This is a genomic window from Sphingomonas sp. AC522 (assembly GCF_979258125.1).
The window spans coordinates 2,301,430-2,325,729 of sequence record NZ_OZ409836.1; the positions used below are offsets into that span (position 1 = coordinate 2,301,430).

The following is a 24,300-nucleotide window of genomic DNA, read 5'->3' on the forward strand; positions in this document are numbered from 1 at the left end:
ACCAGCGGCCATCTCAAGGAATTCGACCGTGAAGAAAGACACGCATCCCGATTACCACATGATCAAGGTGCAGATGACCGACGGCACCGTGTTCGAAACTCGCTCCACCTGGGGCAAGGAAGGCGACACGATGACGCTTGACATCGATCCGCTGGCGCATCCGGCCTGGACCGGCGGCCGCGGTCAGCTTCTCGATCAGGGCGGCCAGGTCGCGCGCTTCAACAAGCGCTTCGGCGGCCTCAGCCTCGCCAAGAAGTAATCGGGGGGCCGCAGACCGCGGCCCTCCATCTTTGCGAACGCCGCTTGGGAAACCGGGCGGCGTTTGTGTTTGTGCAGCACCTACGTGCTTTTCCGGTGTCGTTAACGCGCCATTAGCCACGCCCGCCTATTTTCCTTGTCATGCAAGCACAGCCGAAGCACGCGACGTTCGCCGCTGAATACGAGCCCGCCGAGAAACTCGGCCGCCGGCGCAGCCCGCGCGCGCCGGTTTCGCTGGACGCCCGTATCGGCCGCGGTGGACTCGATCGCGCGCTCTGCAAGGTCACTGACTTGTCGGTGCATGGCGCCGGCATCCAGACTTATTCCGAGCTGCGCCTGGGTACGATGATCTGGCTCGCGCTGCCGAAGATCGGGCATGTCGCCGCCAAAGTGGTCTGGTCGAGCGATTTCGAAGCCGGTGTCGAGTTTCAGGACGCGCTGACACCCGAGGCTTTCGAGACACTTACGACACAGTGAAGCTGTTTCGGGGCAGCCCGATTGCTGCCGCATTGCTTTAACCGCATTCCTGATCCACCATCCTTGGCTCACGGTTGGGGAACGGTGATGGTCAGGGGCCTGTTTATTTGCGCGATCGCATGCTGCGTCGCTACGCCAACCTTGGCGGGCGAGCGCAATGCCGTGACGCCCGCATCCCGCATTCTCCCGCCGCCGCTGGTTCCGGTTTCGGTACAATTTCCCGGCCATGAGGGCACGCTGACGCTTCGCGGCGATGTAGTCGTGCGGCTGCGCAGCCTTCCCACACCGACAGGGGCACTGGCCGAATTCGAAAGCCGCGCCGCAGCGCCATTCGACATCGCTCCCGCAGAAATCGTCGCGGTGGGGCCGATCACGCTGACCTCGCCTTATGCAGCCACCAATTTTCGTACGTTGCGGGCGTGGCGCCTGACCCCGCGGCTCGCCCCAACCACGACCAGCGCCAATGGCTTCTACGCAGTCCGAGACGGGCTGGCGGATTACCGCAAGCCGCGCGCCTTCCGCCCATCCGCACTCACGGCGATGCTAGTGCTGCGAATCGATGGTAAGGACGAAAGTCCGCCCTTCAGCGTCGGCGGGGGCGGGGTCGCTGCCGCCTTGTGGCGGGCCATGCCGCAGCAATAGCCAAGCAACGCGATTCGCAGGCACGCGGCCAGATTTCCAGAGACGCTCGAACCCGCAGGGTTCGCAAGGCCAAACGGCCGCCCGAGCTTATGCGAGGCCCTAAAAACAATAACACGCGGAGAGGGTGGGATTCGAACCCACGGTGAGCTTCCACCCACGGCGGTTTTCAAGACCGCTGCCTTAAACCACTCGGCCACCTCTCCGCGCGAAGGCCAGCTAGCGCCCCCTGCGCCAGTTCGCCACAAAATGTTGGTGAATGGCGGCAATTGGGGATTCACGCGCCCGCCACGCTGTGGCACTGTCTCCGCATGTGGGGTTGGCGTGAGATTTCGAGCTGGACTGCGGCACTGGCGTTAGCGGTGGTTGCCGCCTCGCCTGCGGCCGGGCCTGCGGTCGCGCAGGACGAGCAGGGTTTCCAGGGCTATCTGCAGACGCTGGCGCGCCAGGCCGCCGCGGAAGGGGTGAGCCGGCGAACCATCGATTCGGTGCTCCCCGGCCTCACTTACAATGCCCGCGTCGTCGAGCTGGACCGGCAGCAGCCCGAGAGCCGCCCGAACGCGCCGATTCCCAATTTCGAGCCCTATCGCACCCGGCATGTCGATGCCGCGCGCATTTCGCAGGGCCGCGCCGCCTATCAGCGCCAGCGCTGGCGGTTGGAGAAGATCGAGCGCGAGACCGGCGTGCCCGAATCGATCATGGTCGCGATCTGGGGCCACGAGACCAATTACGGCCGGGTGATGGGCGGGTTCGACCTGCCGCGCGCGCTTGCCAGCCTCGCCTATGAAGGCCGCCGCCGCGAACTGTTCTCGGGCGAATTCATTGCCACCCTCAAGATGATCGATCGTGGCGTTCCGCGCGAAAAATTGGTCGGCAGCTGGGCGGGCGCATTTGGCGGTCCGCAGTTCCTGCCCTCGGTCTATCTGCGCCTGGCGCGAGACGGTGATGGCGACGGCATGGCCGATATCTGGACCAGCGAGGCAGACACGCTGACGTCGATCGCCAATTATTTCGTCAATGCCGGCTGGCGCGCCGGCCAGCCCTGGGGCTTCGCAGTGAGCGTGCCCGCCGGGCTCAACCGCGCGGCGCTTGCTGCCCGCACCAACAGCCCGCGCTGCCCCCGCGTGCATGATCGCCATAGCCGCTGGAAGACTATGGGCGAGTGGCGCGCGCTCGGCTTGGTGCCGACCGGCCGCGCCTGGCCCGCGGACAATGTCCAGGCGACGTTGCTCGAGCCCGATGGTCCCGGAAAGACCGCCTATCTGCTCACGGGCAATTATCGCGTGATCCTCGATTATAATTGCTCGAATTTCTACGCGCTGTCGGTCGGGCTGCTCGCTGACGAGGTCGAGCGCTAGCGCCTGTGAGCTGCCACCCCGGACTTGTTCCGGGATCCATCAGGCGACTGGACGAAAAGCTTGAGCCTCTTGTCCGGTACATGGCGGCACCGTGGCCCCCCGAAACAAGTCCGGGGTGACAAAGAGGTAGTGAGTTGCCCGAATTTTTACGCTTTCCCGCTAGTCCTCCTCCTCGATGATCTGGAAAACGAGCCTCGCAGCCGCCCTCACCCTGACCCTTGCCGCATGTGGCGGGGGACGGAGCTATGCCGATTACGGCCCCGAAACCGCCGCCGGACAGGGTTCGGTCGCGGCCCAAGCCTGGGGAGGGGAGGGCCGGCGTGACGGCTCTCGCCAGCCCGAGCCGGCGCCTCAGCAAGCGGTGCAGCCCGAATATCGCAACGATGGCGCCCCCGGCGCCTCCTACAACGCGCCCGGCGCGTACCGCGAACCGCAACCACAGACCTATGCACCTCCGCCGCAGCGCGAAGCCTATCGTGCGCCAGAGCCGATGCCGCAGGACGTGGCGGATCCGGCGGCAGGGGCCGCGGGCCCCAGCGGCTCATCGCGCCAGGGCAATTCGCGCTACGACGAAGTCGGCTATGCCGGCATCCGCGCGGTTTCCGGCGGGGGAGCGGCGGACGGCGCCGTCGTCGCGGTTCACCGCTCGCTCCCGGCCAACAGCTTTGTCGAAGTGACTTCGCTCGATACCGGCCGGACGATCCTCGTGCTTATCACCGGCGCCATGGGCCCAGGCGCGGACCATCCGATCGATTTGTCCGCAGGCGCGGCGCGCCAGCTCGGCTATGATCGTCCGCAGACCATCGCGGTGCGTGTTCGCGCAGTCACGCCGACTTCCGCTGATCAGGCCGCCCTCAACCAGGGCCGGGCCGCGACTCAGCGTCCGGACACGCCGCCGGTGCTGCTCAATGCGCTGCGCAAGCACATGCCGACCGGCGGATATGCCGCGGTGCAGCCCGCGCAGCCGAGCTACGCAGCCCCCACGCGCACCGTCACTACCACCCGCGCCCCCGCGCGGGGCGGGCTGGTCGTGCAGGTCGCCGCACTTTCGAACGCAGCGAACGCGCAATCGCTTGCCCAAAGCATGGGCGGGTTCGTAAAGCCGGGTGGCGGACTCTACCGCGTCCAGCTCGGACCCTTCGCAACCCGCGGAGAGGCCGAGGCGGCGCGGAGACGGGCCGCTGGCGCGGGCTATGGAGATGCTCGCGTCATCAATTAGATGGACGGAGCCCCATGAAGAAGCTGATCGCCGCCTCGATTCTCGCACTGGCCATTGCGGCCGTTCCGACGAACGCGGCGAACCCGCCCTTCGATACGCCCGCTCCGATCGCCTATATGGAGGATCTGTCCTCCGGTGCAGTGCTCTACGCCAAGGACGCCGATCGCCGCATCCCGCCCGCATCTATGGCAAAGATGATGACGGTCTATGTTGCCTTCGACCTGATCAAGCAGGGCAAGCTCAAGCTCGACCAGCAGGTCGAAGTCATGCCCGAGACCTGGAAGAAGTGGCACAGCCAGGGCTCGACCATGTTCCTTGCCGTCGGCGAGAAGCCGACCGTCACCGATCTGCTCAATGGCATCGTCACGCTTTCGGGCAACGATGCCTGCGTCGTGCTGGCAGAGGGCATTTCGGGCAGCGAGGAAGCGTTCGTCCAGCGCATGAACGAATATGCCAAGAAGCTGGGCCTCTCGAACAGCCAGTTCGGCACTTCGAACGGCTGGCCCGATGAAGGCCGCACCTTCGTCACCGCCCGCGACTTGGCCCATCTCGCCAAGGCGACGATCCTCGACCATCCCCAGCTCTACAAGCAATTCTATTCGCTGCCGAGCTTTACCTGGGGCAAGACGCTGGGCGCGGGCGCCGCGATTAGCCAGTCGAACCGCGATCCCTTGCTCGGCAAAGTTGCGGGCGCCGACGGCCTCAAGACCGGCCACACCGACGAGGCCGGCTACGGCTTTACCGGCTCGGCCGAGCAGGGCGGGCGCCGCCTCGTGATGGTCGTCGCCGGGCTCGACAGTTTCGGCAACCGCGCTTCCGAATCGGTCCGCTTCATGAATTGGGGCTTCCGCGCTTGGTCGCCGCGTCCGATCGTCGGCAAGGGCAAGCCGGTCGGCGATGTCGAAGTCCAGGGCGGCAGCGCCGGCACCGTCTCTGCAATCGCTCCGCGCGATCTTTCCGCCACCGTGCCCGCGGGCACTTCGCCCGAAATGCAGGGCCGCATCGTCTATCAGGGGCCGGTCAAGGCGCCGATCAAAGCCGGCGACCATATCGCCGACCTGGTCATCGATTCGCCCGGCATGCCCCAGCAGACCCTGCCGCTGGTCGCGCAGGCGGATGTCGGCGAAGCCGGCTTCTTCCGCCGCGCCTGGCTGGGGCTGTGGGGTTTGTTCGGCGCCTGACCCCATCCTCCCCGGTACGGGGAGGTGGCACGCGAAGCGTGACGGAGGGGGTTCTCCGCGAGCGAATCGATAGCGGCACGCCCCTCCACCATGCTTCTCATGGTCCCCCTCCCCGTACCGGGGAGGATCGTTATAAGGATGTCATGCTCCCCATCGGCAACGATTCCGCCCGCGAGGCGCTGGCCGCGGCGATGGCGAGTGGGGCGCTGCATCACGCCTGGCTGATCGCCGGGCCGCAGGGGGTGGGGAAGGGCAGTTTCGCCCGTGCCGCGGCGCTGCGGATGCTCGCCGAAGCCGCCGAGCCCGATGCGCTGGCGCCCGGCTGGGAAGTCCCCGAATCGACGCGTACCGCGCATTACGCATCCTCCGGCGCGCATCCCGATTATCGCGAGCTGGTCCGCCTGCCCAAGGATGCCGACAAGCCCGATGAGGCGCTCGCCCGCTCGATCACCATCGCGCAGGTCCGCAATCTCCAGGCGCTGTTTGCCAACAAGCCCTCGCTGTCCTCGCGCCGCGTGATCCTGATCGATTCGATCGACGATCTCGAGCGCGGCGGCGCCAATGCGCTGCTCAAGAGCCTCGAGGAGCCGCCCCAGGGCACTATCTTCCTCCTCGTCAGCCATTCGCCGGGCCGCCTGCTCCCCACGATCCGCTCGCGCTGCCGCCTGCTCCGCTTCGAGGCGCTGCCGCCGAGCCAGGTCGCGCCGATCCTCCGCGAGCGCCTCCCCGATGCAACGCCCGCCGAACTCGATGCCTTGGTCCGCGCCGGCGAAGGCTCGCCCGGCCGCGCATTGGGCTTTGCCGGCCTCGATCTCGCCGCGCTGGAGTCCGAAATGAATGCCCTCGCCGACACCGGCGACACCAGCAATGCCATCCGCGTTCGCCTCGCCAAGCTGCTGGGCACCAAGGCCGCGCAGCCGCGCTACGAAGCCTTTCTCGACCGCGCCCCGACCTTCATCGCCGAACGCGCCCGACTGCAGAGCGGCGAAGCGCTCCGCACTGCGCTCGACGCCTATGCCGCCGCCCGCGAGCTCACCGGCAGCGCGCTAGGCTTGTCGCTGGATGCCAGCGCCACGGTTTTCGAAATGAGCGGGCTGATCGCAAGGTTGGCGCGCTAGCCGCCATGCTCTAAAGCCCGCGCATGGCCGAACCCTATTACATCTCCACCGCGATCCATTATCCGAACGGCCGCCCGCATATCGGCCATGCCTATGAAATGATCGCCGCCGACGCCATTGCACGCTTCCAGCGCCAGCAGGGCCGCGACGTCTTCTTCCAGACCGGCACCGACGAGCACGGCCTCAAGATGGTCCAGACCGCACGCGGCCGCGGCATCGAAACGCGCGCGCTAGCTGACGAAATGTCCGGCTATTTCCATGAGATGGCCGACAGGCTAAATATTTCGTGCGATCGTTTCATTCGTACGATCGAGCCCGAGCATTACAAGGCCAGCCAGGCGATCTGGCAGGCGATGGCCGATGCCGGCGACCTCTATATGGATCGCTACGAAGGCTGGTACTCGGTCCGCGACGAAGCATTCTACGAGGAAAAGGAACTGACCGGGGAGGGCGACGGCCGCCTTTCGCCGCAGGGCACCCCCGTCGAATGGACTGTCGAGGAAACCTGGTTCTTCCGCCTCTCCAAATATCAGCAGCCCTTGCTCGATCATTATGCCGCCAACCCCGATTTCATCCGCCCGGAATCGCGCCGCAACGAGATTATGCGCTTCGTCGAGGGCGGGCTGATCGACCTCTCGGTCAGCCGCACCAGCTTTGATTGGGGCGTGCCGGTGCCGGGATCGCCCGATCACGTGATGTACGTCTGGGTCGATGCGCTGACCAACTACATCACCGGCGCCGGCTATCCCGACGATCCCGAGCGGTTTGCGAAATACTGGCCGGCCGACCTCCATCTGATCGGCAAGGACATCGTCCGCTTCCACGCAGTCTATTGGCCGGCCTTTCTGATGTCGGCCAAGCTGCCCCTGCCAAAACAAGTGTTCGGCCACGGCTTCCTGCTCAATCGCGGGGAGAAAATGTCCAAGTCGGTCGGCAACGTCGTCGATCCGATGGAATTGGCCGATCTCTACGGCAAGGATGCGCTGCGCTATTTCCTGCTGCGCGACGTCAGCTTCGGCAATGACGGGACGTTCAGCGACGAAGCGATCGTCACGCGCGCTAATGCCGATCTGTCGAACAGCTTCGGCAACCTCGCGCAGCGCGTTCTGTCCTTCGTTGCGAAGAATTGCGAAGGTCGGGTGGAGCCGGGGAGGGCGGATCCCGCCGACGAGGCGCTCTTGGCCGAAGTCGGCAATGCGAGCGAAGGTTTCGAGCGCGCTTTCGCCGATCTGGCGCTCAGCCAGGGGATCGAGGCGTGGATGGTCGGCGTCTTCGCCTGCAATCAATATGTCGACACCCAAGCGCCCTGGGCGCTGCGCAAGACCGATCCCGATCGCATGCATGCGGTGCTCGGCACCTTGCTCAAGGCGATCCGCCGTCTTGGCGTCACCATCCAGCCGGTCGTGCCGACGTCCGCGGCTAAATTGCTCGAACAACTGGGTCCCGAAGACGACCCGGCCTTCCGTATCGCACCGCCGACCCCCATCTTCCCGAGGCTGGAGCTGAAGGAAGACGCGTGACCGACACGGTCATCCCCGCGAAAGCGGGGACCCAGGAGTCGCAAGCGGACCCTTGGTGGCTCTGGGTTCCCGCTTTGCGGGAATGATAAATAAGGATGGAAGCGTGAAACTGGCCGACAGCCACTGCCACCTGATCTACAAAGGCCTGGGCGAGCAGCAGCCGGAAGTGCTGGCCCGCGCCCGCGATGCCGGCGTCGTCGCAATGCTGAACATCTCGACCCGCGAGCGCGAATGGGATGAGGTCATCGCCGTCGCCGAACGCGAGGCGGACGTATGGGCGTCAATCGGCATCCACCCCCACGAAGCCGACGAGCATCCCGATGTCGATGCCGCCAAGTTGATCGAGAAAGCGCAGCACTCCCGCGTCGTCGGCATCGGCGAGTCCGGGCTCGATTATTATTACGATCATTCGGACCGCGATCGGCAGCGCGCCAGCTTCCGCGCGCATATCGCTGCGAGCCGCGAAACCCAGCTTCCGATCATCGTCCACACCCGCGACGCCGAGGAAGACACCGCTGAGATCCTGCGTGACGAGATGGGGAAGGGCGCCTTTCCCGGCGTCATCCACTGCTTCACCGCCAGCGGCGCATTCGCCGATATCGCGCTCGATCTCGGCTTCTACATCTCGATCTCGGGCATCGTCACCTTCAAGAACGCCCGCGACCTCCAGGAAACCGCAGCCCGCCTGCCGCTCGACCGGCTGCTGATCGAAACCGACGCCCCCTTCCTTGCCCCCGTGCCCCATCGCGGCAAAACCGGCGAACCCGCCTTCGTAGCAGATACCTGCCGCTTCCTGGCCAACCTGCGCGGGCAGGATGCCGAGGAGCTGGCGGACATCACGCGCGCTAATTTCCACACCCTTTTCTCGAAAACGGTAGCGTGATTCCGGTCCCTAATCGTCATCTCCGCGAAAGCGGGGACCCAGGGTTGCTCGCAATACCCTGCTTGGCTCTGGATCCCCGCTTTCGCGGGGATGACGGAGAGTCGTGTTGAAACTCCGCATCCTCGGCTCGGGCACTTCCTCCGGCGTCCCGCGCATCGGCAACGATTGGGGCGCCTGCGATCCCGCCAATCCCAAGAACCGCCGCACCCGCGCCTCGGTCCTGGTCTCGACCGAAACCACCCGCATCCTGATCGACACCAGCCCGGATATGCGCGAGCAACTCCTCGCCGCCGATATCAGCGATGTCGACGCAGTAATCTGGACGCACGATCACGCGGATCATTGTCACGGGATCGACGATCTCCGTCAGATCATGCACGCGCGCGGCGGCGAGCCCGTTCGCGGGCTAGCGCGATCGTTCACACGCCAGCAGCTCGAGCTCCGCTTCGCCTACGCCTTTTTCGGCCATCCGAATTATCGGCCGACGATCGCGATCGAGACCCTGCCCGACAGCATCCGCATCGGTGACATTGAAATTAGCGTGACCGATCAGCCGCACGGCAACATCACTTCGGCTGGCCTGCGCTTCAATAGTAACGATAAATCAATAGTTTATGCTACAGACTTCCACGCGATGACGAACGAGATGCGCGCGCATTACGCGGATCTCGATCTCTGGGTGGTCGATGCGCTGCGTCGCGCCCCGCACCCCACGCATCCGCATCTGGATTCGGTGCTGGGCTGGGCAGGGGAGTTGGTGCCCCGCCATACCGTGCTTGTTCATATGGATCACAGCATGGATTATGCCGATCTCGCCGCTACGCTGCCACAAGGTGTCGAGCCGGGCTATGATGGCATGGAGGTGCTGGTTTGAACGACGATACGCAGCAGGTGATCTTGCTGGTCGGGTTCCTCGTGCTCGCGATGAGCGCGCTGGCGACGCGGCGCGTGCCGTTCCGAAGTCTGGTCGGCAGCTTCATCGTCTGGCTGATGATCGGGGCCGTGCTGTTCCTGGGCTTCAATCACCGCGATCAGATCGATCAGTTCTTCGCATCGCTTACGGGCAATGAGGAGCAGCGCGCCGAAGGCGGTGTGGTCCGCATCCGCATGGCGCGCGACGGGCATTTCTGGGCGCGCGTGAAGCTCAACGGCTATGAGCGGCGGATGCTGATCGATAGCGGCGCGACGATCACTGCCATGTCGACCAAGACCGCGGAGGCCGCGGGCATCGATACCGACAATGGCCGGCCACCGGCCGTAATTGAGACGGCTAACGGCGAAGTCCAGGCCGCGCAGGCTAATCTGCAGAAGCTCGAGATCGGATCGCTGACGACCGAGGATCTGCACGTGGTGATATCGCCGAGCTTCGGCGAAATGGACGTGCTCGGCATGAATTTCCTGTCGCGGCTCAAATCCTGGCGCGTCCAGGGCAATGAGCTGATCCTCGAGCCCGATGGCGCCGCAAGTGTCGAAGCTGCCGCGCCGGAGCAAACGACCCGTGGCGGCGAACGCAAGCGCCCAGAGATCAAGGCTGAGAAGATCCCCGCCGAGCAGGAATAGATTTTACATAATGTATATTATCGTTCTTACAGATGCGATCTTTCAGGCCCCCCTCGCGTGAATCCCCCGTCCGAAACCCGGTCTTCGAACATTGAGCGCCTCGTGCGCATCATGCAGCGCCTGCGCGATCCCAAGACCGGCTGTGAATGGGACACCGTCCAGACCTTCGAGACGATCGCCCCCTATACGATCGAGGAAGCCTATGAGGTCGCGGACGCGATTGAGCGCGGCGATATGGCCGATCTCAAGGACGAGCTCGGCGATCTGCTCCTCCAGGTGATCTTTCACAGCCGCATCGCCGAGGAAGCCGGCGCGTTCGATTTGGCTGACGTCGTTGCGGCGATCAGCGACAAGATGGAGCGTCGTCACCCGCATATCTTCCTCGGGGCTGCCGAGGGCGGCCATCATCTATGGGAACAAATCAAGGCCGCGGAGCGGGGGGACAAGGGGCATCAGGGGGCTCTGGACGGTGTGGCGATCGGCCTCCCCGCCCTCCTCCGCGCCGAAAAACTACAGAAGCGTGCGGCTCGAACGGGCTTCGACTGGCCCGATCCCAGCGGCGCCCGCGCCAAGATCGACGAGGAACTCGCGGAGGTCGAAGCCGCGGCAAGCGACGCCGAGCGCGAAGAAGAGATTGGTGACCTGCTCTTCGCCATGGTCAATTGGTCCCGCAAGCTTGGCATAGACCCCGAAGCCGCGCTCCGCGCCGCCAATGCCAAGTTCGAAAAGCGCTTCAAGGCGATGGAGACCGAAGCTGGCGATGCATTCGTGGAGCTGGATCTTGACGCCAAGGAAGCGCTCTGGCTGAACGCCAAGATCGCCGAACGGGGTTAGCGACCGAATTCTCCCCGGCGAAAGCCGGGCCCAGCATAAGTTGAAGAGCCTTTCGCTCGGTTGCGCCGTCCCATGCAACCGAGCTCCGGCCTCCCCAGGGATGCTCCACGTCCGACCTACCGCCACACCACGCTTGCAATGTAGGATTTCAAATGCTTGGCCGAGTGGGTCGGCTCTTGGTCGCCGCTCTTTGACATGCTGAATACCATCCCTCGCCGACCCCCATGGCCAGTGCGAACATTGGGAACATTCGCGGGCTAAAGACCGCGTCTCGGGTCTAACTGTCGGCCTCGCTCAGCCGTGGCGAATCGCAAATCGCTCATAATCCCGCGGCGCCATCCGCACTTCATACGATGCACGGTCGCCTTCGACGGTCTGCTCCAGCACTTCGCCATGCTGATGCAGCCAGGCCGCCCCCGCCCCGTCGCCGGCATCGAGCGTCACCGTATAGCGGCGATGCCCTTCGGTCAGCCGCGCAGCGACGGTCTCGATCAGCAGGGCAACGCCCTCCCCGGTCCAGGCCGACAGGGCCACCACGTCCTCGCGCTTGGTCGCCTCGATCAGCGCTTGTTCGCGCCGTTCATCATCAAGCAGGTCGAGCTTGTTCCAAGCCTCGAATCGCGGCGTTTCCAGCGATACGCCAATCTCGCCCAGCACCTTCTCGACGTCGGTCCGCTGTGCTTCGCTATCGGGATGCGCAATATCGCGAACGTGGATCAGCAGGTCGGCGGAGATCACTTCCTCGAGCGTGGCCTTGAATGCCGCGACCAATTGCGTCGGAAGTTCGGAGACGAAACCGACTGTGTCCGAAAGGATCGCCTTGTCGATCCCCGGCAACTGGATTTGCCGCAGCGTCGGGTCCAGCGTCGCGAACAGCAAATTCTCCGCCATGACGTCAGCGCCCGTCAAGCGATTGAAGAGCGTGGATTTTCCGGCGTTGGTATAGCCCACCAGCGCGATTACCGGCCACGGCGTCCGCTGCCGCCGGTCGCGGTGCAGTCCACGCGTGCGGCTGACCTGGTCGAGCTCCTTGCGCAGCCGCGCCATGCGGTCGCGGATCAAGCGGCGATCTGCCTCGATCTGGGTCTCGCCCGGACCGCCAAGGAAGCCGAAGCCGCCGCGCTGACGTTCGAGGTGAGTCCAGCTGCGCACCAGCCGACCTGCCTGATAATCGAGATGCGCCAGCTCGACCTGCAGCCGGCCCTCGGCGGTCCGCGCCCGTTCGCCGAAGATCTCGAGGATCAGCCCGGTGCGATCGATCACCTTGCAGCCGAGACCAGTCTCGAGATTGCGCTGCTGCACCGGGGTCAGCGACGCATCGAACACTGCGACCTGAATCTCCTTGTCGCGCACCGCCTCGGCCAGCGCCTCGACCTGGCCCGAGCCGATCAGTGTCCCCGGCTTGGGCTGGCGCAGGCGGAACGCAGTCTTCTCGATCACGTCGAGCCCGATCGCCAGCGCTAGGCCCGCAGTCTCGTCAAGGCGTGCCTCGGCATCACGCGAAGAACCGCCGGTGTCCGGATAGACGACCGCTGCCTTCGCGCCGCGCGAAAACTCGCTGGCGTCGCGTTCAAATCCAGTGCTCATGGTTGCTTAATCGTCGTCGGACCCGTTCGTTTCCTCGGCCAGGTTCAGCGGGTGCGCCGGCTGGATGGTGGAAACCGCGTGCTTGTACACCAGTTGCGCCATGCCTTCGCGCTGGAGCAGCATGCAGAACAGGTCGAATGCGGCGATCTGGCCCTGCAGCATCACGCCGTTGACAAGGAACATCGTCACGCTTTCCTGCTGCTTGCGCACGGCGTTGAGGAAAATTTCCTGCAAGACTGGGCTCTTGGACTGATGTTCTCCAAGCTGATCGAGGAATTGCGTCAGGTCCATCGGACCCGCGGGCATGATCGTCGAGATCGCGTGCTTGTAGATCAGCTGCGATTGGCCGTCGCGGCGAAGCAGCACCGAGAAATTATCGAACCAGGTGACGATCCCCTGGAGCTTGACGCCCTTGACGAGAAACATCGTGACCGGCGTCTTGGACCGGCGGAGCGAATTGAGGAACAGGTCCTGCAGCGAAGTCTGCTTTTCGGCCATTTTTCCGCATTCCCATATATTCTTGGCGGGATTTTTCCCGCTTGGCGCCGTTTCCCGGCGTCGGAGCGCAAGCCTTTCTGGCCTGCAGGCATCAATCTAGGGATTCGTGCAGCCGTGTCCAGCGGTGGCGCCTATTCGTCGCGCGTCTCGCTGATGCCGAGAAGCTTCAATTTGCGGTGTAGCGCTGAGCGCTCCATCCCGATGAAGCTCGCGGTACGCGAGATATTGCCCGAAAAGCGGCGGATCTGGACGCGCAGATATTCGCGCTCGAAGCTTTCGCGGGCTTCCTTGAGCGGCGCGCCCATGATCGCGCTCGAACCCATGCCGCCGCCCGAATCGGCCGGCTTGCCCAGCACTTCGGCGGGCAGCAGATCCAGCTCGATCCGTCCGATGCGGTCGCCCGGAGCCAGGATCACGGTCCGCTCGACGATGTTGCGAAGCTGGCGGACATTGCCGGGCCATTCATAGCTCTGCAGCGCCACCATCGCGTCGGCCGCCACCTCGGGGGTCGGCACGCGGCGGCCGCTGGCATAATGCGCGACGAAATGCTCGATCAGCACCGGTATGTCCTCGCGCCGCTCGGTCAGCGGCGGGATCTGCACCGGCACGACGTTGAGCCGGTAATAAAGGTCCTCGCGGAAACGCCCCTCGACGATCTCGTTCTGCAAGTCGCGCGCTGTGGCCGAGACCACGCGGACATCGACCTTCACCACCCGCGTGCCCCCCACGCGGCTGAAGCTCTGGTCGGTCAGTACGCGCAAGATGCGCCCCTGTGTCGCCAGCGGCATGTCCGCAATCTCGTCGAGAAACAGCGTGCCGCCATGCGCCTGTTCGAGCAGGCCGGACCGTATCAGGTCCCCGCCCTCCTCCACGCCGAACAATTCTTCCTCGACCCTCTCTGGCTGCATACGCGCGCAGCTGACGATGATGAACGGACCCGTCGCGCGCTGGCTCCAGCCATGGAGCAGCCGCGCCGCGACTTCCTTGCCGACACCCGGTCCGCCGCTGATCAGGACGCGGCTTCCCGTCGACGCCACCCGCTTGAGCGTCGCGCGCACGCCGTTGATAGAACCCGAAGTCCCGGTCAGATCCTCCTCGCGGCCGACAGAGGCCCGCAGCGAGGCCACTTCGCGCTTGAGCCGCTCGGTTTCGGTCGCGCGCTCTACCATCAGCAGCAGCCGCTCGGCCTCGAAGGGTTTTTCGATGAAGTCCGCTGCGCCCCGCCGGATCGCGGCCACAGCGGTATCCAGATTGCCGTGTCCGGAAATCACCAGCACCGGGATCGAGGCATCGCGCCGCTTGATCTCGTCGAGCAGCTCGAGCCCGTCGAGCTTCGATCCCTGGAGCCACACGTCGAGCAGCACCAAGCTCGGCCGGCGCTCGGCAATGGCCTCCAGCGCGGCGTCGCTGTCGCCTGCGCCGCGGGTCGCATAGCCTTCGTCCTCGAGGACGCCGGCGACCAGCTCTCGGATGTCGCGCTCGTCGTCGACTACTAGGATATCGAGGCTCATGACTTGGATTTTCCACTACGCGTTAAAACTATCGGCCGATCATCGGCGCTTTCGTCGTCCGAGAAGCCGCTCATATTGGCGAGCAGCTCGGTATCGAAGCAGATCGTCACCAGCGTGCCCCCGCCCGGCCGGTCTGCGAACGAGATCGTGCCGAAATGCTCCTCGACGATCTTCTTGACGATCGCCAGACCAAGTCCGGTGCCGCCGCTGCGGGTGGTCATATAGGGCTCGACGATGCGATCGCGTTCGTTGGGCAGGCCGATGCCATTGTCCGCTAGTGTCAGCAGCACGCGCTGGTCGCTGCCATGCTCGATGGTGAGGCGGATTTCGCCCTGCGGCAGCGCTTCCCCTTCCCCACGCGCCTCGACTGCCTCGACGGCGTTCTTGACGATATTGGTGAGCGCCTGGCCGATCTGGCGGCGATCGCAGATGATCGTCGGCGCGGGATCGGGAGCGTCGAGCTGGAAGTCGATCGTCGGATGCGCGACTTCGTGGAGGAACATCGACTGCCGCGCGATATCGAGCAGCGATTCCTCACGGAATAGCGGCTTGGGCATGCGGGCGAAGGACGAGAATTCGTCGACCATCCGGCGCAAATCGCCAACCTGGCGCACGATCGTGCCGGTCAGCTTGGTGAACGTCCCGTCGTCGTTCTCGATCTTCTTGCCATACCGACGTTGGAGGCGCTCGGCGGCGAGCTGGATTGGGGTGAGCGGGTTCTTGATCTCGTGCGCGATGCGGCGGGCGACGTCGGACCAGGCTGCGCGGCGCTGGTCGTTCAATTGCTGGGTGATATCGTCGAAGGTCAGCACTTGCCCGGCTTCATCGCGGGTGATCTTGACCGCGAGCGTCAGTGCCTCGCCGCCGGTGGTGATCTGCACCACGGCCTCGCGCTCGTCGCCGTCCAGCATCGCATCGAGCTCGGGAGCGACCTGCCGCAGCGGCCGCCCGACCGGATCCTCGTCGCCTTGCCGTAAGAGAGCGCGCGCTGGCGCGTTGATCAGCCGGACGCTGCGGTCTGCGGCTATCGAGATGACTCCGGCCGACACGCCGGACATCACTGCCTCGATCAGCGCGCGGCGGCTTTCTAGCTGGGCATTGGCGGTCACCAATTCGGTGCGCTGCCCCTCCAGCCGCCCCGTCATGCTGTTGAACGCGCGTGCCAGCGTGCCGATCTCGTCCTGCGCGCGTGGCTCGGGCACGCGCACCGCGAGATCGCCGCCCGCAACCCCGCGCGCCGCGCCGACAAGCTCGCTGATCGGCCGCACCAAGCGGTCCGCCACCGCGATCGCCACCCACACCGCCGTGCCGACGATCAGCAGCGATAGCAGCAACAAGGCGCCATTGAACTGCAGCTGCAGCGAGCGCGAGCGCTGGCGGAGCGAAGCATAATCGTTCTGGATGGCGACGGCGCGCTGCATCTGCGTCGCGAGCGTCTCCTCGAACACACGGGCCGCATAGATATAGATATGATTGGTGCGATCGAGATAGGTGAACACGCCGATCCGATCCGGACTGCGCACGATCACCGCGTCGGTACCCTTGTCGACGCTGGCCACCATATCTGGCTTGATGACTTTTTCGAGATCGTCGCGCTCATAGGGGTTCACGAGCGCAAGCGACTGAATGCCGTTCTTGGGCGAAATCTGGACGATCAGCGCTTCGGAAAGCTCGCGGCGATAGAGCTGATAAGCGAGCCCTTCGGTGAATTCCTTGCCGTCGATCGGCATGGATTTGAGGTAGAAGCGCAGGTCGTCGCGCATCGTTACCGTCTCGCGATTGACCCGGTTGAGCTCCCACGAATAATTCTCGCGCGCCAGCGAACTGGCATTTTCGAGCATTCCGCGCGCCCGATCCGAGAACCAGAATTCGACGCCATATTGGAAGAGCAGCGACGAGACGAGCGTCACCACCAGCACGGGCACCGCGGCGAGGACCGAAAAGAGCGCGACCAGCTTGACGTGAAGCCCGCTGCCCCCGCCCATCCCTGCGCGCGCCGAACGCGCTCGCGCAACCCGGCGGCCGATCAGGACCAGCAACGCTCCACCCGGGAGCAAGTTCGCGACCAGCAGCAGCGCAACCAGCGGGGGCGTAAGCAGCCGCTGCGATGCATTCTCGCCGGCAATGGTGAAGTAAGTGACTGCGCCGAAAGTGATCGCCAGCACGATCACGCCCAGCTCGACCGCGGGGGTTACACCCAATCGCCGCTTTCGCGGCGCGCTTTGATCGAGCGGCTCGGGCGGGGCAGTCATCGTTGCCCTGTTACAACAAGATTGTGGCCGAAAGAACACACAATTCGAGTTAGCTGTCGCTAATTGACACCCTCTGGACGATTTCCATTGGCGTCGATGCCTAGGGTGTCGAGCCGTTTGCGCAAGGTGTTGCGGTTGATGCCAAGCGCGCGCGCGGCACGCAATTGGTTGTGCTGATGGCGTGCGAGCATCGCCTCGATCAACGGCCGCTCGACCTCTCCGATGATCCGGTCGTAGAGGCTGCCATCATCCAGCGCGCGCGGTTCCTCAATCGCAATTCGCTCAAGCCGCGCGCGCACCGCCGCCTCGATTCCAGCATCGCCGGCTCCAGGCTGTGCCTGGCTTGCTTCGCCCAGAGCGCGGCGAATTCCCTCGGCGTCGATCCATTCGTCGCGGCTGAGCGCAGCGATGCGGCGCATCAGGTTTTCGAGCTCGCGGACATTGCCGGGCCAGTCATAGCCTTCGAGCACTGCAACGGCGGCCGCATCAAGCTGCTTGCGCGGGAGCCCGTCCTCGGCTGCCCGATCGAGGAAATGATGCGCCAGCAATGCCACGTCCTGGCGGCGTTCGCGCAGCGACGGGAGTCCGATCGGCACCACGTTCAGCCGGTAGAAAAGGTCTTCGCGAAACTGCCCAGTAGCCACAAGTGCGCCAAGATCCTTGTTGGTCGCGGCGACGATGCGGACGTCCGCGCGGATCGTCCGCGCGCCGCCGACGGTGGTGAATTCGCCCGATTGCAGTACGCGGAGCAGCCGAGTCTGCGCATCCATCGGCATGTCGCCGATTTCGTCGAGGAACAGAGTGCCACCCGCGGCCTGCTCGAACTTGCCGGCGACCCGCGCGGCCGCCCCGGTAAAGGCGCCGCGCTCATGTCCGAACAGTTCTGCTTCGATCAGATCGCGCGGGATCGCCGCCATGTTCAGCGCTACGAACGGCGAACGCCGGCGCGGGCCCAGATCGTGGATCGCCTTGGCCACAAGCTCCTTGCCGGTCCCACTCTCGCCCATCACCAGTACGGTGAGGTCATTGGAGACCACGCGCGCAATGACGCGATAGACTTCCTGCATCGCCGGCGAGCGGCCGATCAGCGAGGTCCCTGCCCCCGCTTCGCCATCGGGCGCATCGAGCGGACCGCGACGCCCCTTGGCGATCGCGCCGCGCACCGCCGCCGAGAGTATGTCGAGGTCGAAGGGCTTGGGCAGGTAATCGAACGCGCCGACTTCGGTGGCGCGCACCGCGGTCGCGAGCGTGTTCTGCGCCGAAAAGACGATCACCGGGAGCGAGGGGTGCTCAGCGGTCAGGCGGGCGACCAGATCAAGGCCGTTGCCGTCGGGCAGCACGACATCGGTGACCAGCACATCGGGCAAGCCTCGCGACAGAATCTCGCGAAGATCGCCTATGCTGGACGCAGTGGTGACGCTGTGCCCTTCGCGCTTGAGCGCGGCGGCAACCACCGTCCGGATTGCGGCGTCATCATCGACGACGAGAACCGAGCCCGGCGCGGTCATGCGGCCCTCGGCAGGAGGATGCGGAATATCGTCACGTGTTCGCGCTCACGGCCTTCTTCGCGGGCATATTGGATGATCCCGCCTTGATCTCGCACGAGTTTCTCCACCAACGGGAGGCCGAGCCCCTTCCCCTCCGGTTTGCCCGAAACGAACGGCTCGAACAGATGCTCGGCAATGTCGGCCGGCGCGCCCGGGCCATTGTCGATCACCGAAATCTCGATCGGCAGCGGCTGGCGCGGGCGTCCCGGGCCAGTGCTGACCGACATGCCATGGCGATATGCCGTCGCCAGCGTTATCCGCGGCTGGGCGAGGCCGACCAGAGCCTCGGCGGCATTCTTGAGCAGGTTGAGCAGCACTTGCTGAAACGCGTCTGGATCGATCAGCACCGATGGCAACGAAGGATCGAAGCGCTCCTCGATCACCATGCCGCGCGCAAAGCCCGCCAATGCCACCTTCCGGGCGTGGTCGAGCAACGGATAGACATTGGTCGGCTGGAGCTTGAGCGGGCGGGTATCGGTAAAGTCCTCCATACGATCGATCAGCGAGACGATGCGATCGACTTCGGCAGTGATCAGGCCGGTCAGTTCCCGATCCTCGCCGCCACTGGCCAGCAACTGGGCGGCGCCGCGAATGCCTGAAAGCGGGTTCTTGATCTCATGCGCCAGCATCGCAGCAGCACCCACCGCCGCGCGCGCGCCGGCAGTGCGATCAGCGCCATGGGCCACCCGGCGCGCATGCGGTGCATGGTGGAGCGTTACGATCCGCCAACCCGGGCGATCGGCGATCAGGCTTTCAACCAGATCGACGCGAATACGCGGTCCGCGCACTGCCTCGACTTCGATGTCGAACGCCGCGAAGCCATGCCCATCGCGGCGGTCGGCATAATCCTGCGGCGGGAGCAGAACCGCTTCATAGGCCTGCCCTACCATCGTGCTTTCGCTGTGATTGAGCATCAATTCGCAGGCCGGATTGGCGTGCGCGACGCGGCCATCGGGATCGATCACCAGCACCGCGACAGGCAACGCACCGAAGAGCTCGGCGAAACCCGGCCCCTGCTCTGGTTGCGGATCGGCCCTCAGGCCGCTTCGCGCGAGCGCCACGGTGCGTAAAATTCGTCGAGCATCTCCAGCACGCGCTTGGGATCGGAGACCTTGTTGACACTGTTGCGGAATTCGGCCGAGCCGTGAATGCCCTTAGTATACCAGCCGACATGCTTGCGCATCATGTTGACGCCGATCTCGTTGCCATAATGGCTAAGCGTATCGGTATAATGCGCTAATATCACACGATATTGCTCTTCGAGCGACGGGTCTGGCCGCTCTTCCTTGCCTGCCAGAGCGTCCATCACCTGACGCAAAATCCAGGGGCGGCCATAGGCACCGCGGCCGATCATGACGCCATCGGCGCCGGATTGCGCCAACGCGGCGCGGGCGTCCTCGATCGTGCAGATGTCGCCATTGGCGATCACCGGAATCGACACCGCATCCTTCACTTTGCGGATGAAGCTCCAATCGGCACTGCCCTTGTACATCTGATTGCGCGTGCGGCCATGAACGGTGATCATCTTCGCGCCCAGATCCTCGGCGATATGCGCAAGTTCCGGGGCGTTGAGGCTCGAATGGTCCCAACCCATCCGCATCTTGACCGTGACGGGCACGCTGACTGCCTTGACGCAGGCTTCGATCAGCCCGGCAGCGAGCTTGAGATCGCGCATCAGCGCCGAGCCGGCATCGCCGCTGGTCACTTTGCGCACCGGGCAGCCCATATTGATGTCGACGATCGCCGCGCCGCGGTCCTCGCTCAGCTTTGCAGCCTCGGCCATCTCGTGCGGGGTGCAGCCGACGAGCTGCATCGAGACGGGGTCCTCTATCGGGTCCCAGGCAAATTTCTGGAGCGACTGGCGCGTCTCGCGGATCGCCGCCTGGCTTGCGACCATCTCGGTGACGTTGAGCCCGGAACCGTATTTGCGCACGACGCGGCGGAACGGCAGGTCGGTGACGCCGGTCATCGGCGCAAGCAGCACCGGCTGGTCGATCCGCACCGGACCGATCTGGATGGGGGCGAGTTCCGTCATGATCTGCCTGAAAAATAGGCACGAGCGCCTATCCGCACAAGCGATCATTGGCAAGGGCAGTGTCCCGCGCTAGCGCGGCGGCATGAAGACTGCCGCGATCATCGTCGCCGCCGGAAGCGGTACGCGCGCCGGCGGGATCCTGCCCAAGCAATATGCGATGCTGGCGGGCAAGCCGATGCTGGCGCATAGCTCTGACGCCTTGAGCGAGCATCCGGCGATCGGTGAAGTCCTGGTCGTGATCGGGGAAGGCCAGCAGGAGTTGCTCACGGCGGCGCTGGGCGATGTGCGCTTCGTCATCGGCGGTGCAACCCGGCGCGAATCCGTGGCCAATGGGCTGGCGGCGATCGAAGCTGATCGGGTCTTGGTCCACGACGCTGCCCGCCCCTTCCTGCCGGCCGCTGTGATCGACAGACTGCTGGAGGCCCTCGATACGCATCAAGGCGCCATTCCTGGGTTGCCGGTGGCGGACACGTTGATTTCGGCGTCGGGCGAGCTCGTGTCGCGCGAGGGGCTGACGCGTGCCCAGACGCCGCAAGCCTTTTGCACCGAGGCACTTCGCGCGGCGCATGCCGCGTGGCCCGTGGATCGCGAGGCGACCGACGACGCGCAGATGGTGCGCGCGCTGGGGCATGACGTCATCATCGTCGAAGGAGCAGCCGAGCTGGAAAAGGTCACCCACCCTATGGATTTCGCTGCGGCTGAGGCGCGCCATACCGCCGATATGCGCGTGCGGACGGCGCAAGGCTATGACGTCCACCGCTTCGCTCAGGGCGAGGAATTGTGGCTCGGCGGCGTGCTGGTTCCGCACAGCCATGGGCTTTCGGGACATAGCGACGCCGATGTCGCTCTTCATGCGATCACCGATGCATTGCTCGGCACGATCGGCGCGGGCGATATCGGGATGCATTTCCCACCCAGCGACCCGCAATGGCGCGGCGCACGCTCGGGGCGCTTTTTGGAGCATGCGGCGGGGCTGGTTGCCGCAGAAGGCGGGATTATCGACTTTATCGACCTGACGATCGTCTGCGAAGCGCCCAAGATCGGGCCGCACCGTGAAGCGATCCGAGCGTCGATCGCCGAGATATTGCGGCTGCCCGTTTCTCAGGTGAGCCTGAAGGCGACCACCACCGAACGGCTGGGCTTTACGGGCCGCGGCGAGGGCATGGCGGCACAGGCGGTGGCTACGGTCAGGGTGCCCAGTACGAACTGACTCGCATCGCGCCCAGGACAGTGGCAGAGGCCGCTCCCTTATGGACACGATTCTCCCGGCCAAGCTGATCGATATGGCGCGCAAGGTGCTCGAGGCGAACCGCGCGGCGGGCCGTCGCATTGCCGTTGCCGAGAGCTGCACAGGAGGGCTGGTGAGCGCCGCGCTGACTGAGGTGCCAGGATCGTCCGACGTATTCGACGCGGGCTTCGTCACTTATTCGAACGAAGCCAAGCATGAAGTGCTCAAAGTGAGCAACGATGTACTCGAAACCTTTGGGTCGGTCTCGATCGCAGTGGCCTGGAGCATGGCCCAGGGCGCACTCCGGCGCTCGAACGCGGATGTGGCGGTGGCGATCACCGGGATCGCCGGGCCCGATGGCGGCAGCGAGAAGAAGCCAGTGGGCACGGTCGTGTTTGCGCAAGCGGTGCGCGAGGCGGATCCACAGCATGTCGTGGCGGATTCGCGGCTGCTGGAGAATAACGGCCGCGGCGGTGTCCGCCTTCAGGCAGCGTTGTGCGCGCTCGAACTGCTGATGCCTGGCGCCGAAGCATAGAGCTTCGCGGCGCGCTCTTCGAATGCGCCGATCATCTTACGCAGCGCACGATCGAACACTTGGCCGGCGAGCATTTCGAACACGCGGTTCTTGAACGCGAAATCGACGCAGAAATCGACATAGCAGCCGCCCTGCCCGTCCGGCCGGAATTTCCAGTCATTGTTGAGATATTTGAGCGGCCCTTCGAGATAATCGACGCGGATATGCTGGGGACGCTGCTTCTCGACCTTCGACGCAAACGTCTCGCGCAGCCCCTTAAAGCCCACGATCAGGTCCGCGATCATCTCGGTCTCGCTGTTCGAGCGGACGCGCACAGCGGTCACCCAGGGCAGGAATTCGGCATAGCGTGGCACGTCCGCGACCAGATCGAACATCTGCTCGGGAGTATAGGGCAGATGGCGGGTTTCGTGGTGCTTCGGCATTGTAGCTAGGCGGGGATCTTCGCCAGCTTTGCCGCACGCGCGGCGCGCATCTTCTCGAAATCGTCGCCGGCATGATAGCTTGAACGCGTCAGCGGCGAGCTGGCCACCAGCAGGAAACCCTTGGCTCGGGCGATGGCGCCATAGCTGTTGAACGCCGCCGGCGTCACGAACTCGGCGACCTTGGCATGGCGCGGGGTCGGCTGGAGATATTGGCCCATCGTCAGGAAATCGATGTCGGCCGAACGCATATCGTCCATCACCTGGTGAATTTCGAGCCGCTCCTCGCCCAGCCCGAGCATCACGCCGGACTTGGTGAAGATAGAGGGGGCGAGCTTCTTGACCGTCTCCAGCAGCCGCAGCGAGGCATAGTAACGCGCGCCCGGGCGGATCGTAGGATAAAGCCTCGGCACCGTTTCGAGATTGTGATTGTAGACGTCGGGCCGCGCCGCGACGATCATTTCCACCGCGGCTTCGTGCTTGTTGCGGAAATCGGGGGTGAGGATCTCGATCGTGGTGGTCGGGTTTGACGCGCGGATCGCCTCGATCACCTTGACGAACTGCTTCGCGCCGCCGTCAGGCAGATCGTCGCGATCGACCGAGGTAATCACGATATGCGCCAGGCCCATCTGCGCGGCGGCGTCGGCAACGTTATTCGGCTCCATCGGATCGACGGCGCGGGGCATGCCGGTCTTGACGTTGCAGAAGGCACAGGCGCGAGTGCACGTGTCGCCCAGGATCATCACCGTCGCGTGCTTCTTCGACCAGCACTCGCCGATATTGGGGCAGGCGGCTTCCTCGCATACCGTGGTCAGGCTCTTCGAGCGCATCAGCGCGCGGGTGGCGGCGAAACCTTCCGATGTCGGCGCCTTGACGCGGATCCAGTCGGGCTTGCGGACGCGTTCTGGACGCGGAAGCGGGGCCATTTCGTTCATGCCCGCCAGATAGCGTTGCAAGGTTGATGACACAACCACGGGCTCCTATTGCGAGCCCATGACAGACTTTACCGACTTGCTCGACGGCTATCAGCGCTTCCGGACCAGCGAATATCGCCGCCATCGCGAGCGGTGGGACGAACTGAGCGAGGGCCAGAGCCCGCGGGTCATGGTGATCGCCTGCTCGGACAGCCGAGTCGATCCGGCGCAGATCTTCGATACCCTGCCCGGGGAGATCTTCGTCGTGCGCAACGTCGCCAATCTGGTTCCCCCCTTCGAGGACGATGCCAGCCGCCACGGGGTCAGCGCTGCGCTCGAATTTGCAGTGACCCAGCTCGAAGTGCCAGAGATCGTGGTGATGGGGCATGGCGCGTGCGGCGGTGTCGCTGCTTCGCTGTCGCAGCGCTTCAAGGGCGCGGCCAATGGAGAAGGCGGGTTCATTGCGCATTGGGTCGACATGCTCGACGAGGCACGCGATCGCGTTGTCGCCGAGCATGGCGAAGGGCCGGAGGCGATCCACGCACTCGAACATGAGACAGTGCGCGTATCGCTGGTCAATCTGATGACCTTCCCCTTCGTCGCCGAGCGCGCTGCGGCGGGCAGGCTGAAGCTGCACGGCGCCTATTTCGCGATCGCCGAAGGAGTGCTGCACGTGATGGGCGCGGACGGAGAATTCGCGCCCGCCTGATACCGACTAAGGCGTAGG

Annotated in this window: 24 protein-coding genes and 1 tRNA gene; 15 read left to right on the forward strand and 10 right to left on the reverse strand. The window is 64.7% G+C overall.

All coding sequences use genetic code 11. The features are described 5' to 3' along the window. Positions 1-28 precede the first annotated feature (28 nt). The 3 genes from rpmE to ACZZZM_RS11420 all read left to right on the forward strand — a co-directional run bounded on the left by rpmE (position 29) and on the right by ACZZZM_RS11420 (position 1,377). A complete protein-coding gene (rpmE, locus tag ACZZZM_RS11410) occupies positions 29-259 on the forward strand; it encodes a 50S ribosomal protein L31 (RefSeq protein WP_463595217.1) in 231 nt (76 codons plus the stop codon). 140 nt (positions 260-399) lie between these two features. Then, positions 400-735 (forward strand): PilZ domain-containing protein, encoded by a 336-nt coding sequence (locus tag ACZZZM_RS11415; RefSeq protein ID WP_463595218.1) that lies wholly within the window; start codon positions 400-402, stop codon positions 733-735. Positions 736-897: 162 nt separating this feature from the next. Further along, positions 898-1,377: a hypothetical protein gene (locus tag ACZZZM_RS11420; RefSeq protein WP_463595219.1), complete on the forward strand. Its 480-nt coding sequence runs from the start codon at positions 898-900 to the stop codon at positions 1,375-1,377. Positions 1,378-1,493: 116 nt separating this feature from the next. On the opposite strand, the gene ACZZZM_RS11425 is transcribed toward ACZZZM_RS11420, so the two are convergent. Beyond that, positions 1,494-1,580, reverse strand: a tRNA-Ser gene (locus tag ACZZZM_RS11425). 105 nt (positions 1,581-1,685) lie between these two features. On the opposite strand from ACZZZM_RS11425, the gene ACZZZM_RS11430 reads away from it, so the two are divergent. The 9 genes from ACZZZM_RS11430 (at position 1,686) to mazG (ending at position 11,047) form a co-directional block, all read left to right on the forward strand. Further along, a complete protein-coding gene (locus ACZZZM_RS11430) occupies positions 1,686-2,732 on the forward strand; it encodes a lytic murein transglycosylase (protein WP_463595220.1) in 1,047 nt (348 codons plus the stop codon). A gap of 175 nt (positions 2,733-2,907) precedes the next feature. Next, positions 2,908-3,951: an SPOR domain-containing protein gene (locus ACZZZM_RS11435; RefSeq protein ID WP_463595221.1), complete on the forward strand. Its 1,044-nt coding sequence runs from the start codon at positions 2,908-2,910 to the stop codon at positions 3,949-3,951. 14 nt (positions 3,952-3,965) lie between these two features. After that, the gene (locus tag ACZZZM_RS11440) at positions 3,966-5,132 is read left to right on the forward strand and encodes a D-alanyl-D-alanine carboxypeptidase family protein (RefSeq protein ID WP_463595222.1); all 1,167 of its coding nucleotides are present in this window, start codon (positions 3,966-3,968) and stop codon (positions 5,130-5,132) included. A gap of 143 nt (positions 5,133-5,275) precedes the next feature. Then, a complete protein-coding gene (locus tag ACZZZM_RS11445) occupies positions 5,276-6,250 on the forward strand; it encodes an AAA family ATPase (RefSeq protein ID WP_463595223.1) in 975 nt (324 codons plus the stop codon). Between the two features lie 23 nt (positions 6,251-6,273). Continuing rightward, the gene (metG, locus tag ACZZZM_RS11450) at positions 6,274-7,770 is read left to right on the forward strand and encodes a methionine--tRNA ligase (RefSeq protein WP_463595224.1); all 1,497 of its coding nucleotides are present in this window, start codon (positions 6,274-6,276) and stop codon (positions 7,768-7,770) included. A gap of 82 nt (positions 7,771-7,852) precedes the next feature. Continuing rightward, entirely contained in the window at positions 7,853-8,653 is an 801-nt protein-coding gene (locus ACZZZM_RS11455) for a TatD family hydrolase (RefSeq protein WP_463595225.1), read from the forward strand. A gap of 106 nt (positions 8,654-8,759) precedes the next feature. Then, positions 8,760-9,527 carry an MBL fold metallo-hydrolase gene (locus ACZZZM_RS11460; protein WP_463595226.1) on the forward strand — a complete coding sequence of 256 codons (768 nt, stop codon included), beginning with the start codon at positions 8,760-8,762 and terminating at the stop codon, positions 9,525-9,527. Beyond that, positions 9,524-10,213, forward strand: coding sequence for a retropepsin-like aspartic protease family protein (locus ACZZZM_RS11465; RefSeq protein ID WP_463595227.1), 690 nt, complete (start codon positions 9,524-9,526; stop codon positions 10,211-10,213). Before ACZZZM_RS11460 ends, ACZZZM_RS11465 begins: the two co-directional genes overlap by 4 nt. Positions 10,214-10,303: 90 nt before the next feature. Then, positions 10,304-11,047, forward strand: a complete 744-nt coding sequence (gene mazG, locus ACZZZM_RS11470; protein ID WP_463596434.1) for a nucleoside triphosphate pyrophosphohydrolase — start codon at positions 10,304-10,306, stop codon at positions 11,045-11,047. A 294-nt stretch (positions 11,048-11,341) separates the two neighbouring features. Here mazG and hflX read toward each other — a convergent pair whose 3' ends face one another. The 7 genes from hflX to dusB form a co-directional block, all read right to left on the reverse strand. Next, positions 11,342-12,634, reverse strand: coding sequence for a GTPase HflX (gene hflX / locus ACZZZM_RS11475; protein WP_463595228.1), 1,293 nt, complete (start codon positions 12,632-12,634; stop codon positions 11,342-11,344). A 6-nt stretch (positions 12,635-12,640) separates the two neighbouring features. Beyond that, positions 12,641-13,132 carry an RNA chaperone Hfq gene (hfq, locus tag ACZZZM_RS11480; protein WP_463595229.1) on the reverse strand — a complete coding sequence of 164 codons (492 nt, stop codon included), beginning with the start codon at positions 13,130-13,132 and terminating at the stop codon, positions 12,641-12,643. A gap of 131 nt (positions 13,133-13,263) precedes the next feature. Then, the gene (gene ntrX / locus ACZZZM_RS11485; RefSeq protein WP_463595230.1) at positions 13,264-14,643 is read right to left on the reverse strand and encodes a nitrogen assimilation response regulator NtrX; all 1,380 of its coding nucleotides are present in this window, start codon (positions 14,641-14,643) and stop codon (positions 13,264-13,266) included. Then, positions 14,640-16,895 carry a sensor histidine kinase NtrY-like gene (locus ACZZZM_RS11490; protein WP_463595231.1) on the reverse strand — a complete coding sequence of 752 codons (2,256 nt, stop codon included), beginning with the start codon at positions 16,893-16,895 and terminating at the stop codon, positions 14,640-14,642. Before ACZZZM_RS11490 ends, ntrX begins: the two co-directional genes overlap by 4 nt. 59 nt (positions 16,896-16,954) lie before the next feature. Beyond that, positions 16,955-18,403, reverse strand: a complete 1,449-nt coding sequence (gene ntrC, locus ACZZZM_RS11495) for a nitrogen regulation protein NR(I) (protein WP_463595232.1) — start codon at positions 18,401-18,403, stop codon at positions 16,955-16,957. After that, the gene (locus ACZZZM_RS11500) at positions 18,400-19,503 is read right to left on the reverse strand and encodes a two-component system sensor histidine kinase NtrB (protein WP_463595233.1); all 1,104 of its coding nucleotides are present in this window, start codon (positions 19,501-19,503) and stop codon (positions 18,400-18,402) included. The genes ntrC and ACZZZM_RS11500 overlap by 4 nt, the downstream gene beginning before the upstream one ends. Next, positions 19,479-20,477: a tRNA dihydrouridine synthase DusB gene (gene dusB, locus ACZZZM_RS11505; protein ID WP_463595234.1), complete on the reverse strand. Its 999-nt coding sequence runs from the start codon at positions 20,475-20,477 to the stop codon at positions 19,479-19,481. Before dusB ends, ACZZZM_RS11500 begins: the two co-directional genes overlap by 25 nt. 82 nt (positions 20,478-20,559) lie before the next feature. Between dusB and ACZZZM_RS11510 the strand changes: the two genes are divergently transcribed. Next, on the forward strand, positions 20,560-21,687 hold the full coding sequence (locus ACZZZM_RS11510; RefSeq protein WP_463595235.1) for a bifunctional 2-C-methyl-D-erythritol 4-phosphate cytidylyltransferase/2-C-methyl-D-erythritol 2,4-cyclodiphosphate synthase: 1,128 nt from the start codon (positions 20,560-20,562) through the stop codon (positions 21,685-21,687). A 40-nt stretch (positions 21,688-21,727) separates the two neighbouring features. Beyond that, complete coding sequence (locus ACZZZM_RS11515; RefSeq protein WP_463595236.1) at positions 21,728-22,240, forward strand: CinA family protein; 513 nt, start codon at positions 21,728-21,730, stop codon at positions 22,238-22,240. On the opposite strand, the gene ACZZZM_RS11520 is transcribed toward ACZZZM_RS11515, so the two are convergent. Both ACZZZM_RS11520 and lipA read right to left on the reverse strand, forming a co-directional pair. Next, positions 22,189-22,662 carry a type II toxin-antitoxin system RatA family toxin gene (locus ACZZZM_RS11520; protein WP_463595237.1) on the reverse strand — a complete coding sequence of 158 codons (474 nt, stop codon included), beginning with the start codon at positions 22,660-22,662 and terminating at the stop codon, positions 22,189-22,191. The two genes, ACZZZM_RS11515 and ACZZZM_RS11520, sit on opposite strands and share 52 nt — an antisense overlap. Before the next feature lie 5 nt (positions 22,663-22,667). After that, a complete protein-coding gene (gene lipA / locus ACZZZM_RS11525) occupies positions 22,668-23,594 on the reverse strand; it encodes a lipoyl synthase (protein WP_463595238.1) in 927 nt (308 codons plus the stop codon). Between the two features lie 58 nt (positions 23,595-23,652). Here lipA and ACZZZM_RS11530 point away from each other — a divergent pair, with 58 nt between their 5' ends. After that, entirely contained in the window at positions 23,653-24,282 is a 630-nt protein-coding gene (locus ACZZZM_RS11530; protein ID WP_463595239.1) for a carbonic anhydrase, read from the forward strand. Positions 24,283-24,300 lie beyond the last annotated feature (18 nt).